Source organism: Serratia sp. HNCC26DJ206 (assembly GCF_057180605.1).
The window spans coordinates 1-14,679 of the sequence record NZ_JBXUGP010000054.1 but is presented as its reverse complement, the minus strand read 5'-3'; the positions used below and the strand labels follow the sequence as shown (position 1 = coordinate 14,679).

The window sequence follows — 14,679 nt, the reverse complement described above, 5'->3', positions numbered from 1 at the left end:
CTGACTCAGAATGACAAGAAATTATATTCACTTTTCTTCTGACCGCTCACTATTCATGCACAATGCGGGTTAAACCCTCTTTTTGATGGCTTCCGGCAGGTCTTGCAGGCCATTTAGCACCCAATCAGCCGCCTTCTCGCCTTCTTCCGTTACTGGTTTACCGGTGCGAACCAACACTTTAGTACCCACGCCTGCCGCCGCCGCCGCCTGCATGTCTTCTATTTTGTCACCCACCATATAAGAAGCAGCCAGATCGATATTCAATTCTTTTTGCGCCAGCAGCAACATACCGGGCTGCGGTTTGCGGCAATCACATGTTTGACGGTATTCTTCTATTAATGCTTCTGGGTGATGTGGGCAAAAGTAGATGCCGTCGAGATCGACATCACGATCGGCCAGAGACCAGTCCATCCATTCGGTCAGACGCATAAACTGGTCTTCGCTGAATTTGCCGCGAGCGATACCTGACTGGTTGGTGACTAGCACCAGCGCGAAACCCATATTTTTCAGTTCACGGCATGCATCAATCACACCATCAATAAATTGGAAGTCATCTATTTCATGGACATATCCATGGTCCACATTAATCGTACCATCACGATCTAAGAAAATTGCTGGAACGCGTTGTGTCACCGGTCTGCTCCTGAGGGTCTGAAAACGCGTACAGTATCGCATGTTTTACCGCAGACTGAGAACGGTGAAGAACAGCGTTAACGTTGACTTGGACGTCTAGACGCCTTAACATCTGACTCATACCTTGGCTCTGGCCAAGGTTTACTTTTATCTAGCCACGGGCAACCACGCTAAAAATAAGAAGAATATGATTAAACTTTCCAACATCACCAAAGTGTTCCAGCAGGGAAAGCGCACCATCAGCGCGCTTTCCGACGTGAGCCTTCACGTCCCTGCCGGGCAGATTTACGGCGTTATCGGTGCCTCGGGTGCCGGTAAGAGTACGCTGATCCGCTGCGCCAACATGCTTGAGCGTCCCACTTCCGGTACCGTATTGGTCGATGGGCAGGACCTGACCTCCCTGTCTGAACGCGAACTGACACGTGCACGCCGTCAGATTGGCATGATATTCCAGCACTTTAACCTGCTCTCTTCACGCACGGTATTTGGCAACGTGTCGTTGCCGCTGGAGTTGGATAATACCCCGCGCAGTGAAATCAAAAAACGCGTTGCCGAGTTACTGGAACTGGTAGGTTTGTCAGACAAACACGATGCCTACCCAGCCAATCTGTCAGGTGGCCAGAAACAGCGCGTGGCGATTGCCCGAGCCTTGGCCAGCAACCCTAAAGTGCTGCTGTGTGACGAGGCCACCAGCGCACTCGATCCGGCCACCACGCGTTCCATTCTCGAATTGCTGAAGGATATTAACCGTCGCCTTGGGCTGACCATTCTGCTGATCACCCATGAAATGGACGTGGTTAAACGCATCTGCGATCAGGTTGCCGTCATCAGCCAGGGGCAATTGATTGAAAAAGACAGCGTCAGCGAAGTGTTCTCTCATCCGAAGACACCGTTGGCCCAGCAGTTTATCCAATCCACCCTGCATCTGGATATTCCAGATGACTACGCCAAACGCCTGATGCCGGAACGCAATGGCAATCATCAACCGCTGTTGCGCCTGGAATTCACCGGTCAGTCGGTTGATGCACCGCTGCTGTCCGAAGCAGCCCGTCGTTTCAACGTCAATAACAACATTATCAGCGCACAAATGGACTACGCCGGTGGAGTGAAGTTCGGCGTGATGCTGGCTGAGTTACATGGTTCAGACGAAGACGCACAGGCAACGATTAAGTTCCTACAGGAAAATCAGGTAAAAGTAGAGGTTCTGGGTTATGTCTGAGGCAATGATGTGGTTAATGGTACGTGGAGTTTGGGAAACCGTCACGATGACCTTTGTCTCGGGCTTCTTCGGCTTCGTGCTCGGCTTGCCGGTTGGTGTGCTATTGTACGTTACCCGCCCTGGGCAAATTATTGCCAACAATACCCTGTATAAAACCTTGTCTGGGTTGGTGAACATTTTCCGTTCTATCCCCTTCATTATATTGTTGGTGTGGATGATTCCTTTTACCCGCATGATAGTCGGTACTTCTATTGGTTTGCAGGCCGCCATCGTGCCGCTGACCGTCGGCGCAGCGCCTTTTATTGCCCGTATGGTAGAAAACGCCCTGCTGGAGATCCCGTCAGGGCTGATTGAAGCTGCCCGTGCGATGGGTGCCACGCCAATGCAAATCATCAAGAAAGTGCTGTTGCCTGAAGCCTTGCCGGGTCTGGTGAATGCGGCCACCATCACGCTGATTACTCTGGTGGGTTATTCTGCGATGGGCGGTGCCGTAGGCGCAGGGGGTTTAGGTCAAATTGGTTATCAGTATGGTTACATTGGTTATAACGCTACCGTTATGAATACGGTATTAATATTACTGGTTGTTCTGGTGTACCTGATTCAGTTCTGTGGCGACCGTATTGTTAAGGCCGTTACTCACAAATAGTTTTTACCAGCACGCTTACAGCTACTCGATAGGGTAAAGCGTATTTCATATACGAGTCTAATGAGGAAAGGATATGTCGTTAAAATTTAAGTCCATTGCGGCAATCGGCGCACTGATCGGTACTCTGGCTTTGGCCGGTTGCGGTCAGGACGAAAAAAATCCAAACCATATCAAAGTGGGCGTTATCGTTGGTGCTGAACAGCAGGTGGCAGAAGTTGCCCAAAAAGTCGCAAAAGAGAAGTATGGCCTGGACGTTGAGTTGGTAACCTTCAACGATTATGTCCTGCCAAACGAAGCGTTGAGCAAAGGCGATATCGATCTGAACGCTTTCCAACATAAACCTTACCTGGATCAGCAAATCAAAGACCGTAGCTATAAACTGGTTCCGGTCGGCAACACCTTCGTTTACCCGATTGCTGGTTACTCCAAAAAAATCAAATCGCTGGATGAGCTGAAAGAAGGCTCACAGATCGCAATACCTAACGACCCAACCAATCTGGGGCGTTCGCTGCTGCTGCTGGAGAAACAAGGTTTGATTAAACTGAAAGACGGTGTTGGCCTGCTGCCTACCGTATTGGACGTGGTGGAAAACCCGAAAAACCTGAAGCTGGTCGAACTGGAAGCACCACAGCTGCCACGTTCACTGGACGATCAGCAAATCGCCCTGGCCGTCATCAACACCACTTACGCCAGCCAGATCGGTTTAACGCCAGCCAAAGACGGTATCTTTGTTGAAGATAAAGACTCGCCTTACGTCAACATCATGGTTGCTCGTGAAGATAACAAAGACGCAGAAAACGTGAAAAAATTCGTTCAGGCCTATGAGTCTGAGGAAGTCAACGAAGCAGCGAATAAAATCTTCAACGGTGGCGCAGTGAAAGGCTGGTAATCATCCCTTACCTATTTTGCTCCTATATTTGCAAGACGGGCTCAGGCCCGTCTTGTTATTTCGACCAGAGATTGTTTCAATAGCGCCACTTTTATTAAAGGCAGAGGAATGTCAATGCGTGTTTTACCTCTCTGTTTGTTAGCACTTTTGCTGGCCGGATGTTCTAAACCGAAGCCCGTAGCACCCACAACAGACAGCACCAACGCACCAGTTGCGATCGCACCGGCAAAACCAGCGCCACCGGCAAAACCAGCGCCAGTAACGCTGTATAAAAGTGCAGAGGCATTAATCGGTAAGCCTTTCCGCGACTTGGGAGAGGTTTCCGGTAGCGTCTGCCACACCAAGGCTCGTAAGAATCCACCGAGTCTTGCCTCTGCTCGCAAAAGAATGCTGCAGCGCGCTGCCAATATGAAAGCCAATGCAGTATTGCTGCATCAGTGCCAGATACTTAAGGGTGTTGCCGGTTGTTACCAACAGGCGATTTGCCAAGGTTCTGCGCTTAACGTTTCGGCCAAATGAGCGAATTCGTTTTTAATCAGATCGGCATTATCCGCTCACCGTATAAAGAAAAATTCGCCGTTCCCCGTCAACCGGGGTTAGTCGAAGACGGTGGCGGAGAGCTGGTGCTGTTGCCACCTTATAACCAGGCGGAAGCCGTGCGCGGCCTCAGTGAGTTCAGCCACCTCTGGGTGATGTTCATTTTCCATCAAACCATGGAGGGCGGCTGGCGGCCAACGGTCAGGCCACCACGATTGGGCGGTAATGCCCGTATGGGTGTTTTCGCTACTCGCTCGACCTTTCGCCCTAACCCACTCGGCATGTCGCTGATCGAACTGAAAGACATCCAGATCCAAGGCGGAGAGGTCGTATTGAAGTTAGGCAGTCTCGATCTGGTCGATGGTACGCCGGTCGTCGATATCAAACCCTACCTGCCGTTTGCCGAAAGTCATCCTCAAGCCCGTGCTGGTTTTGCTCAAACTGCACCTGCTGGCGATATGCCGGTGAGTTTTTCCCTGCAGGCAGAACAGCAATTGCAGCAGCATCTACGTCGCCACCCCAATTTACGCCGCTTTATCAGCCAAGTACTGGCACAAGACCCCCGCCCTGCCTACCGTAAAGCGGAAGAGGCTGAGCGTGAATATGCCGTATGGTTGCTGGAGTTTAACGTGCGCTGGCGGGTTATCGATGGGCAAACTGAAGTGTTATCACTCGACGTCCGTTAAAAATCCACCGTCTCTCTTTTGACAACCGTCCTGCGCTGGTAGACTAAACCACTTTTAAAAATTTTGGCTGCCACTCCTGCTGGCAGCCCGATGCAATTTGCAGTGCTAACGGAACCAAAACATCATGCGTACTAGCCAATATCTGCTCTCCACTTTGAAGGAGACACCTGCCGATGCCGAAGTGATCAGCCACCAGCTGATGCTGCGTGCCGGGATGATCCGCAAGCTGGCCTCCGGTCTTTATACCTGGTTGCCAACCGGTCTGCGCGTTCTGAAAAAGGTTGAAAACATCGTTCGTGAAGAAATGAACAATGCTAATGCGATCGAAGTTTCCATGCCGGTCGTCCAACCGGCAGATCTGTGGTTGGAGAGCGGCCGCTGGGAGCAATATGGCCCTGAGTTGCTGCGCTTTGTCGATCGTGGCGAACGCCCGTTCGTTCTCGGCCCGACGCATGAAGAAGTGATCACCGATCTGATCCGCAATGAAATCAGCTCCTACAAACAGTTGCCGCTGAATTTCTTCCAGATCCAGACTAAATTCCGTGACGAAGTCCGCCCGCGTTTCGGCGTGATGCGTTCCCGTGAATTCCTGATGAAAGATGCTTATTCATTCCATACCACACAGGAATCTCTGCAAGCGACCTACGACGCCATGTATGAAGCCTACAGCAAGATCTTCAGCCGTATGGGGCTTGATTTCCGCCCGGTGCTGGCCGATACCGGTTCCATTGGCGGCAGCGCATCGCATGAATTCCAGGTGCTGGCAGACAGCGGTGAGGACGATATCGTCTTTTCTACCGATTCTGATTACGCGGCTAATATTGAGCTGGCAGAAGCGGTTGCCCCGGCGCAACCACGCGGTGCAGCCACCGAAGAACTGCGTATCGTCGATACCCCTAACGCCAAAACCATCGCCGAGCTGGTAGAGCAATTCCAGTTGCCGATCGAGAAAACGGTGAAAACCCTGCTGGTTCGTGCAACCGAAGAAAGCGGCCATAAGCTGGTTGCGTTGTTGGTACGTGGCGATCACGAGTTGAACGAAATCAAGGCCGAGAAACTGCCGCAGGTAGCGGCTCCGCTAACTTTCGCTACAGACGAAGAGATCCGTGCTGTGGTGGGTGCAGGCCCAGGCTCTCTCGGCCCGATCAAGATGCCGGTTCCTGTAGTGATCGATCGCAGCGTAGCGGCCATGAGCGATTTTGGGGCCGGTGCCAATATCGATGCTAAGCACTACTTCGGGATTAACTGGGAACGCGATCTGCCGCTGCCGCAGGTTGCCGATATCCGTAACGTGGTCGCAGGCGATGCCAGCCCAGACGGTAAAGGCACTTTGCTGATTAAACGCGGTATCGAAGTAGGTCATATCTTCCAGTTGGGCACCAAGTATTCGGAAGCAATGAAAGCCACGGTACAGGGCGAAGATGGCCGTAACCAGGTTCTGACCATGGGTTGCTACGGTATTGGAGTCAGCCGCGTAGTGGCCGCCGCTATTGAGCAGAACCACGACGATCGTGGCATTGTCTGGCCAGATGCGATTGCACCATTCCAGGTGGCTATTCTGCCAATGAACATGCACAAGTCATTCCGCGTGCAGGCGCTGGCTGAAGAGCTTTACAACCAACTGCGCTCTCACGGCATCGACGTTATTCTTGATGACCGTAAAGAACGCCCTGGCGTGATGTTTGCCGATATGGAACTGATCGGCGTGCCGCATTCCATCGTGATTGGCGATCGTAACCTCGACAGCGAAGAAATTGAGTACAAAAATCGCCGGATTGGCGAGAAGCAGATGATTAAAACCGGCGAAATCGTTGATTTCCTGCTGGCCCAGATCAAACGCTGATATTCTCAGTACGGTATGAAAAACACCTTGTTTTACAAGATGTAAGATTGATGACAAAGTAGCTTTTTAACCCGAGATACCCGGGCCTAGCGCACCGAGGGACGCTCCGGCGGCTTACGCCGCTACGACTCCTTCGGTACGCTCTCCCTAATAGCGGGCTTTGTAGCAGTCTGACACCCTGTTTTGCAGGGTGTTTTGCTAAGGACGCAGTTCATTAAAGGATTAAGAAATGCCGTTACCTTATACCTCAGTCATGCGACTGTTTGCCTTGCTGCCGGTCTTTATCACCGGCTGCACCATGGATATTGCGCTGTCCGAAAAAGAAAAACGTGCCTCCCTCAATCCCGTGGATATCCAGTTTCAAACCCTCAGTTCCGCACCACAGAATACCTTTCGGGAAGTCGATGCAACCGCTCTTCAAGATGGCGACTTGCTTTTTTCCTCAACGATCGGCCTAACCTCTCTGGGGATCCGTATCTTCAGTGCTTCCTCGGTCAGCCATGTTGCGATCTATATTGGTCAAGGCCAAGTTGCCGAAGCGGTGGGCGATGGCGTGCAGATTGTCAGCCTGGAAGATGCGCAGGCCCACAGTGACAAACTGTTTGCTTTGCGCATGCCAAGCCTGACCGCCACTCAAGCAGAACAAATTCGCCACTTCGCCAAGCAAAAGGCCGGTAGCCGCTATAACTATCAGGGGATTATTGAAATGATGCCCTTTATGGTCACCAAGCAGATTTGCTCACTAAATCCTTTCTCGAAGGATTTCCGCCAGCAGTGCGTACAAGGATTGGCCGCCGCACAGCTCAGTACGCCAACCGCTGCTGAATCCAGCTATTTCTGCTCGCAGTTTGTGTTGGCTGCCTTTGAGCACGCCGGGCGCCCACTCACTCTGGCATCACCTGGCTGGGTCAGCCCCGGTGATTTGCTGCATATGCGGGAAGGGGATATTGCAACGCTGGCGCCAAGTCAGACCTTGGCCTATGTTGGGCACATCAAACCGGGTATCTATTTGCGCAATCGCGCATTGGTCAGCAATAGCGTGCATGACGGCAAATCCCAGATTCAACCCGGCCATGCCGTATTCTAGAAAACATAAACCCCGTCATTTGCCATAACGGGGTTTTATCTTCAACACCGGAAACACCCTACATCAGCGCAATCAGCGGCTATTACAATCTTTGCTGTTATCGAAAGTCACCTTACCATCGGGTTCAGGCACCAATGCTTTTTGCATCTGCCCTTCTTCCATTGATGGCTGAACGCTGAAATGGCCGTTAAGCATCAGGAATACCGGCTCCCCTGGCGCTTTGCGGGCTTTCAGATAGCCCTGTTCCAACGCGATATTATTGACCACCGGGAAGGTTTTACCGGTCGCACAATCTTTGAATACGGCCGCCTCAGCCAAATAGGTATAAAGCCCACTCAACGGCATTGGCGTTTTTGGCAACGGCTGCTCGGTTGGCGACAATATATAGTTAAGCTCGGACGTAATCGGTGCCCCGCTGCGATCCAACATTTGCAGATTCTTACCTGCCGGGCGGAAGTAACGCTTTTCGCCACTGCCTTCGGTCAGCACCAACCGATCGGCCGTGCGTGCCCACTGACCATAGCTGGCAAAAGTTCTATCGCCATCTTTGGTACCGCGATAGGTTTCCTGCAAAATGAAGGTGCCATCTTTATCCAGGAACAAAGTCGTATCCAGCCCGCTACAGTCAGCACAAGGCAATACCCCCTGATAGCTCTGCTGCATTGGCTGAAGCGGTTGTTCTTTCGGTTGGTATTGATTATTACAGCCTAGTAGCGAAAGCGCTCCTGCCGCTAAAAACAGGACGATTGTTATTATTTTCACAGTTATTCTCCTGCTGCGTTCCATTAATATCCACAAAGTGGTGCCAAACAGGCTTCCTTAAGGGAGAACCTTGCCGCGCAGCGCTTTGGTTGCGCCTTTGCGCACCTTGCCTTCCAAACGGCGTAATTTCGCCCCTTTACTGGGTTTCGTTGCTCTGCGCGTCTTTTCAACCACCATCGTCTGTTGAATCAGCGCCACCAACCGAGCCAGCGCCGCTTCACGATTTAATTCCTGGCTACGATATTCCTGCGCTTTGATAATCACCACACCATCAGCGGTCACTAAATGATGATTAAGCGCCAGCAACCGTTCCTTGTAATACTCTGGCAGGCTGGATGCCCGGATGTCAAAGCGCAAATGAATGGCCGTTGAGGCTTTATTCACGTGCTGCCCACCCGCACCTTGAGCACGGATCGCCGTTAATTCTATTTCGTTGTCCGGTATCGCTACGTTTCTTGACAGTGCCAGCACCGGTTACACCTGTGCCTGCTGCCATTCGGCAAATTGAATTTCGAGACTATTCTGAACATCGGAAAGCCAGATAGTCCCTTCCTGCAAGGTAGCCTGTAACGTCATATTGCGGCTGGCCATCGCGGCTAGGCGAGCTAATTGTTCATCATCGAGAAAACGAATGCTTAGGTTTTTGTGGTTTGCCACTTTGCCCTGCATCGATTGCCACCAGACATACCCGGCACGTTCACCATAAGCATACAGCACCACCCGTGGGGATTGATTACAGGCTTTTTTAATGCGCTTTTCATCCGGTAGACCCAGCTCGATCCACATTTCCAGCCCGTTATGGTCGTTGCGCTGCCAGATTTCCGGCTCGTCTTCCGCACTTAAGCCTTTGGTAAACACCAGGCGTTCATCAGCATGACAGATCCATGCCAGCAGGCGCAGCATCATGCGCTGTTCGGTTTCTGAAGGATGCTGGGCCAACGTCAGCGCCGCGTCGTGGTAAAAGTGACGATCCATATCCGCGATATTGACCGTGGCTTTGTAAATTGTTGCTTTCAGCGCCATGGGTAACCTCATTATTAACAGGCCACAGTGTACTTGATAAGATCGGTTCACAGCCAGCACGAGGAGCCTATAGCTGCGAATGAAAGCCAATACGAGGTGCTAATAACTCCACGGCACCTGTGCTATAGTCGTTTAGGATAGGATTGAACTCCGAGTGTCTGTGCCTCATCGCAGCCTGCGTTGGCGATTATGCAGAGATTCTTAAGGGAGGAAACTGTGCAACAATATTGTGAGTTAGTACGCCGTTTTTACGCCCAGATCGGCAGTGGAGATCTTGGCTACGTGCCTGATGCACTAGCATGTGTCTTAAAGGCATTGGACGAGGTTGCTGCGAATAGCACGCTACCGTCCTCCGTTAGGGAACAGGCGGCATTTGCCGCCGCTAACTTATTGGTGAGCGACTATGTTGATGAATGATGAGTATCAACCCATCAATTGCGATGACTACGACAATCTGGAACTCGCCTGCCAGCAAAAACTGACTCTGAAGCTGGAGTTACGCGACGGAGAAACCATCGAAGCCAAGGCAGTCGATCTGTTGCAAAAGAAAAGTGTTGAATACCTGACGATCGAACAAAATGGTACTCAGCGCGATGTGCGTTTGGACCATATTCACAGCTTCAGTCATCCAGAAATTGGTACCGTTGTCGTGAGTCTTTCTGACTGAACACCTCGGTAACCCCCTCTCTACAGGGCAGCCTAACGGCTGCCCTCGTCATTTATGGCTTCAGGCTGGCGTAGTATGCTGCCAGATCGGCGATATCTGCGTCTGACAACGCCGCAACATAAATTTTCATCACTTCAGCCTGGCCGCCGGTCCGTTCACCTTTCTTGTAGGACTGCAACGCCTGCTCCAGATACATGGCGTTCTGCCCGGCCAGATTCGGGTACAGCGGTACCGAGACTTTGCCTTCTGCACCATGACATGCCACACAGGTGGCTGATTTACTCTTGCCCACCGCTGCGTCACCTGCCGCCCAAGCGGAAAAGCTCAACAACCCTGCCACCACCATTACACTCATATTTTTCATCATGGTTCCTCACAAGATATTGTTATTATTTTTCTTCCAGCTCAGCCGCCACGGCTGTTCACCAGCAGGCACCTTTCCGGCTTCGGTAACAAAGCTATCCACGGCGGCGATCAGTTGCTCATCATAGTAAATCAAGGGAATACGTTCACGCTGCCAAGGGGGAATCGCCAACTCTTGCCACAGTTTTTTGATGTGTCTTGAACCGGCACGGTTGATAATACGCACCCGGCCTGTGGCGCTAAAGCGCACGCTCACCTGCTCGCCAGCCTGCGGTGCACGCACCAGGTTATTCCCTTCCCCACAGACCAACGCGCCAAGCCCATCGGGTAATTCCAGTCTGGTCGGTTGCGGCCAGAGCAATTGCCGATCGCGCAAATCAGCCATCAGCGGCAACAGGTATAAACGCTGGCGGAAACGGCGGATCTGATAGTTGCCCAACTGTAGCTGCGGCTCCGCATCTTCCCGGCTGAGCGCCACTTCATTCCAGATCCTTGGTAACTGATCGCGCGCAGGCATAGTGACGTCAAACAGAGCAATCCAGCGGCGCAATAGCGCATAACGCCGCACCGGAGAACACCCTTGCAACCCGGCTATCGCCAGCGAGTTTTCTTCATCAAGCAACAGCGTTAACTGTTCTGCCAGCAGTTCATCCAGCAGTTGTTCCTGTTCAGCGCAAAGACTGGCACTGCGTGCCACGGCCGAGGCAAAATGCGACCAGCGCTCATTTAATACAGGCAATACCTGCAAACGCAGGAAGTTGCGATCAAATCGACAGTCCTGGTTGCTGTCGTCCTCCATCCAACGTAATTGGTGCAGCTTGGCATACTCCTCCAACTGCTGGCGCGAAACGCTCAGCAACGGCCTCAGCAGCGAATGATTTCCCAGCCTAGCTTCAGTTGCCATCGCCGAAAGCCCCGCCGGGCCACTGCCGCGTTTTAAGGCCAGCAAGAAGGTTTCACATTGGTCATCAAGATGTTGTGCCGTCAGCAGGGCTTCATCCGCGATCAGCGTGTCCCTGAAAGCCGCATAGCGGGCTGCTCGCGCCGCCGCCTCAATGCCACCGCTAAGCCCATTCAACTGAACATGATGAACCACCAGCGGCACCTGCCAACCTTCACACTGTTGCTGGCAATGCGCCACCCACTCATCGGCAAAACGGCTCAGGCCATGGTGAATATGCACCGCACGCAAAACCATTCCTGGCCTTTGCTGGCGTAATTGCACCAGCAAATGCAGCAGCACGCTGGAATCCAGCCCACCGCTAAACGCCAGCAATAGTTGGCTTTTAGTGCCCAGTTGTTCAGCAAGCTGTGTAAGCAGTTGATTGCTTTTCATTGATTATGCTTGATCACGTCCACATAGCCGCACGTTAACCAGCTCACCGCCAGCAAGCAAGCATTAACCACGTTGAACTTCATATAACTCGAGCGGTAACCCGTCAGGATCGTTGAAAAAGGTAAAACGGGCCTGGGTATAAGGATCGATGCGCACCGGTTCACACACGACTCCCGCAGCTTGTAATTCAGCAATCGCGTTATCAATGTCATCCACGCTGAATGCCAGATGACGCAGGCCACAGGCTTCCGGTCTACTTGGGCGAGCCGCCGGTGTCGGAAAGGAAAACAGCTCAATCGTATACTGGCCGTTCAGCGCCAGATCGGCTTTCCAGGAGTCCCGCTCTGCGCGATACACCTCGGCTAACAGGGTGAATCCGAGGATCTCGCAGTAAAAATGTTTACTGGTGGCGTAATCAGAACCGATCACCGCGATATGGTGAACCTGCCGTAATGCCAACATGGATATGTTCCTTCTATAAGGTTGCGACTTCGCCTGCGTCAAGCCGCGGGCGTTTTCAATACTTTCACCAGATAACGGCCATCTTCGGTCGGTTTCGCGCCATGAATATCGGTTTCAAAACCAGGGTAACGCTCACCGATCGAACAGAGCATCAGCAGGAAATCGAGCACCGCACGGCTCTCTTCGGTAATCATCTCCCCCGGCATCACCAACGGCACGCCCGGCGGATAAGGCAGGATCATATTGGCCGCCACTTTGCCGATCAACTGGTCGATCTCGCAGGTTTCCACATTGCCCCGTACCTGCTGCTGGAACATCTGATAAGGCGTCAGCTTCATTTCCGGCAAGACGTCGAAAGCCCGCTGCATCAGGCGCGGTAAATCATGCTGACAAATCAGTTGGTGGATCCCTGCGGCGAGATCCTGAATGCGCATATGGCGATAGAAATCCGGATCCTCAGCATACAGATCCGGCAGCATATTCTTCACCCGCAGATTGAGATCGTATGCGCGTTTGAAATCGGTCAAGCTACGCAGCAGGCTCATCGCCTTGGTTTTATCGATACCGATGCTGAACAGGAACAGCAGATTATACGGCCCGGTTTTCTCCACTACGATACCGCGCTCATCCAGATATTTCGCCACCAGCGCCGCTGGAATGCCGCTGCTCTCCAACTCGCCCAGTTCGTTCATGCCCGGCGTCAGAATAGTGACCTTGATCGGATCCAGATACATATGATCGCGATCGGTATTACCGAAACCGTGCCAGTTATCATCTGGGTTCAGCGGCCAGCACTGCGCCTCGTCGATTTCTTCCGGCTGCCAGATATCGAAAAACCAGCTATCGCTTTCTGCACGCAGGCGCTGGACTTCACGGCGGAAATGTAGCGCCCGTTCCACCGAGCGATTAATCATGCGCCGCCCCGGATTACCCCGCAGCATGGCCGCCGCAGTTTCCATCGAAGCAACAATGCCGTAATGCGGCGAGGTGGTGGTGTGCATCATATAGGCTTCATTAAAGGTGTTTTCATCATAATCACCTTTGATATGAATCATCGATGCCTGCGAAAACGCCGCGAGCAATTTGTGCGTCGATTGGGTTTCATAAATCACTTTGCCCGGAATGCGCTCGCCGCTCATGCCGCTTTTGCCTTCGTAGATCGGGTGAAAATTGGTATAGGGCACCCAGGCGGAATCGAAGTGAATCGATGCCACATCCAGCGTCTGCTTGATGTAGTCGGTGTTGTACAGCAAACCGTCATAGGTGGAATTGGTGATCACCGCATGCACCGGCCAACTGGCGTTGGCGGTTTCGGCCACCCGTTTGGCAATGCTGTCATGAGAGAGTTCGCGCTGGGGGATCCCACCCAAAATACCGTAGGCATTGCGCAACGGGCGCAGGTAAATCGGTACGATGTCGCACATCATCAGCAAATGGCATAGCGATTTGTGGCAGTTACGATCTATCAGCACCGTGCTGCCCGCCGGGGCCGAATACATACCAACGATCTTATTAGCGGTAGACGTGCCATTCGTCACCAGATAACTCTGCTCGGCATTGAAGGTGCGGGCGATATACTCTTCCGCCTCCAAGTGTGGGCCGGTGTGATCGAGCAATGAACCCAGTTCGGTTACCGAAATGGAAATATCGGCCTTCAGCGTGTTGGCGCCGAAAAAGTCATAGAACAGGCAGCCCACCGGGCTTTTCTGAAACGCGGTGCCCGCCATATGGCCCGGCGTGCAGAACGTATACTTCCCCTCTTTCACATAGGTGAACAGCGCTTTGGTCAGCGGCGGGGTAATGGTATCCCTATATTCATCGGTGTACTGCTGGATGCGCTGGGCAATGTCACCTGCGGCATTCAAGCCATATTCGAAGAAATACAGCACCATGCGCATTTCATGCAGGCTGACATCGAAAGTGGAATGGGTGTTGATAAACGCATACAGCGGCAAATATTCATTGAGATCGTTGATTTCGCTGCACAGTTCGAGGCTGTAATCGTCCCAGTCGAACACCACTCCGCAGATCCGCGCGTTGTGTTCAATCAGCTTCAGCAGATCGCCGCTGTCTTTCGGATACACCAGTTGGAAACCCATGGAGGCCAATGCGGTGTGGAGCTCGCGGAGAGGTTCATCTTTGTAATAAACACCCATCGGGCTCATGATCGCGATGATATTCATCGGGCTGCTCCTGTCAGTTAACTACCAAGACTTATAACAACATGAAAAACTGACTGAGTGTACCCTGCTCATCCTAAACCACGAATGACAGGCGTAAAAATCTATGGTCCCCACCATTTTTGCAATACTGATTTTTGATTGATGTTGGCTTGCTTAAATCTATCCGGCGTCACTATAGGCAAGGATGCCCGCGCCTCGATGAGTTTCGCACCTGACAAGCCTTAAAAACCGCACGGCTTCAAAGAGCCATTTTTTACGTTAGGTTTCCATCAGGTCCACATACCGTTCATGTCATCAATAATCAGTCTTCGCAAAACCAGATTGGGAACTGCTTTAATTAACA

General features: G+C 52.1%; 17 protein-coding genes. 9 read left to right on the top strand and 8 right to left on the bottom strand.

Going from position 1 to position 14,679, the window contains the following annotated elements:
* Nucleotides 1–69: 69 nt before the first annotated feature.
* Entirely contained in the window at nt 70–633 is a 564-nt protein-coding gene (gmhB, locus tag AC2A1E_RS22920) for a D-glycero-beta-D-manno-heptose 1,7-bisphosphate 7-phosphatase (RefSeq protein ID WP_473188301.1), read from the bottom strand.
* Nucleotides 634–820: 187 nt separating this feature from the next.
* Here gmhB and metN point away from each other — a divergent pair, with 187 nt between their 5' ends.
* The 7 genes from metN to AC2A1E_RS22885 all read left to right on the top strand — a co-directional run bounded on the left by metN (nt 821) and on the right by AC2A1E_RS22885 (nt 7,540).
* Nucleotides 821–1,852 (top strand): methionine ABC transporter ATP-binding protein MetN, encoded by a 1,032-nt coding sequence (gene metN / locus AC2A1E_RS22915; RefSeq protein WP_484385659.1) that lies wholly within the window; start codon nt 821–823, stop codon nt 1,850–1,852.
* A complete protein-coding gene (locus AC2A1E_RS22910) occupies nt 1,845–2,498 on the top strand; it encodes a methionine ABC transporter permease MetI (RefSeq protein ID WP_459401592.1) in 654 nt (217 codons plus the stop codon). The genes metN and AC2A1E_RS22910 overlap by 8 nt, the downstream gene beginning before the upstream one ends.
* 73 nt (nt 2,499–2,571) lie before the next feature.
* Entirely contained in the window at nt 2,572–3,387 is an 816-nt protein-coding gene (locus AC2A1E_RS22905; RefSeq protein ID WP_459401591.1) for a MetQ/NlpA family lipoprotein, read from the top strand.
* 114 nt (nt 3,388–3,501) lie between these two features.
* Complete coding sequence (gene rcsF / locus AC2A1E_RS22900) at nt 3,502–3,906, top strand: Rcs stress response system protein RcsF (protein ID WP_484385658.1); 405 nt, start codon at nt 3,502–3,504, stop codon at nt 3,904–3,906.
* Nucleotides 3,903–4,610, top strand: coding sequence for a tRNA (N6-threonylcarbamoyladenosine(37)-N6)-methyltransferase TrmO (gene tsaA / locus AC2A1E_RS22895; protein ID WP_484385657.1), 708 nt, complete (start codon nt 3,903–3,905; stop codon nt 4,608–4,610). Before rcsF ends, tsaA begins: the two co-directional genes overlap by 4 nt.
* Nucleotides 4,611–4,734: 124 nt before the next feature.
* The gene (proS, locus tag AC2A1E_RS22890; protein ID WP_484385656.1) at nt 4,735–6,453 is read left to right on the top strand and encodes a proline--tRNA ligase; all 1,719 of its coding nucleotides are present in this window, start codon (nt 4,735–4,737) and stop codon (nt 6,451–6,453) included.
* A 229-nt stretch (nt 6,454–6,682) separates the two neighbouring features.
* Entirely contained in the window at nt 6,683–7,540 is an 858-nt protein-coding gene (locus AC2A1E_RS22885; RefSeq protein ID WP_484385655.1) for a YaeF family permuted papain-like enzyme, read from the top strand.
* A gap of 72 nt (nt 7,541–7,612) precedes the next feature.
* On the opposite strand, the gene nlpE is transcribed toward AC2A1E_RS22885, so the two are convergent.
* The 3 genes from nlpE to AC2A1E_RS22870 are packed head-to-tail and all read right to left on the bottom strand — an operon-like array spanning nt 7,613 to nt 9,325.
* On the bottom strand, nt 7,613–8,302 hold the full coding sequence (gene nlpE, locus AC2A1E_RS22880) for an envelope stress response activation lipoprotein NlpE (RefSeq protein ID WP_484385654.1): 690 nt from the start codon (nt 8,300–8,302) through the stop codon (nt 7,613–7,615).
* Between the two features lie 57 nt (nt 8,303–8,359).
* Nucleotides 8,360–8,773, bottom strand: a complete 414-nt coding sequence (gene arfB, locus AC2A1E_RS22875) for an alternative ribosome rescue aminoacyl-tRNA hydrolase ArfB (RefSeq protein WP_484385653.1) — start codon at nt 8,771–8,773, stop codon at nt 8,360–8,362.
* A 3-nt stretch (nt 8,774–8,776) separates the two neighbouring features.
* Entirely contained in the window at nt 8,777–9,325 is a 549-nt protein-coding gene (locus AC2A1E_RS22870) for a YaeQ family protein (RefSeq protein ID WP_484385652.1), read from the bottom strand.
* Nucleotides 9,326–9,541: 216 nt separating this feature from the next.
* Between AC2A1E_RS22870 and AC2A1E_RS22865 the strand changes: the two genes are divergently transcribed.
* Entirely contained in the window at nt 9,542–9,742 is a 201-nt protein-coding gene (locus AC2A1E_RS22865) for a YaeP family protein (protein ID WP_484385651.1), read from the top strand.
* Nucleotides 9,729–9,992: a Rho-binding antiterminator gene (gene rof, locus AC2A1E_RS22860; RefSeq protein WP_459401566.1), complete on the top strand. Its 264-nt coding sequence runs from the start codon at nt 9,729–9,731 to the stop codon at nt 9,990–9,992. The genes AC2A1E_RS22865 and rof overlap by 14 nt, the downstream gene beginning before the upstream one ends.
* A gap of 52 nt (nt 9,993–10,044) precedes the next feature.
* Here the strand turns inward: rof and AC2A1E_RS22855 are convergent, their stop codons facing one another.
* From AC2A1E_RS22855 to AC2A1E_RS22840, 4 genes are all read right to left on the bottom strand, one after another.
* Nucleotides 10,045–10,356 carry a c-type cytochrome gene (locus AC2A1E_RS22855; protein WP_484385650.1) on the bottom strand — a complete coding sequence of 104 codons (312 nt, stop codon included), beginning with the start codon at nt 10,354–10,356 and terminating at the stop codon, nt 10,045–10,047.
* A 9-nt stretch (nt 10,357–10,365) separates the two neighbouring features.
* Nucleotides 10,366–11,691: a tRNA lysidine(34) synthetase TilS gene (tilS, locus tag AC2A1E_RS22850; RefSeq protein WP_484385649.1), complete on the bottom strand. Its 1,326-nt coding sequence runs from the start codon at nt 11,689–11,691 to the stop codon at nt 10,366–10,368.
* Between the two features lie 63 nt (nt 11,692–11,754).
* Entirely contained in the window at nt 11,755–12,153 is a 399-nt protein-coding gene (locus tag AC2A1E_RS22845; protein ID WP_484385648.1) for a VOC family protein, read from the bottom strand.
* Nucleotides 12,154–12,191: 38 nt separating this feature from the next.
* The gene (locus tag AC2A1E_RS22840; protein ID WP_484385647.1) at nt 12,192–14,336 is read right to left on the bottom strand and encodes a lysine decarboxylase LdcC; all 2,145 of its coding nucleotides are present in this window, start codon (nt 14,334–14,336) and stop codon (nt 12,192–12,194) included.
* Nucleotides 14,337–14,679 lie beyond the last annotated feature (343 nt).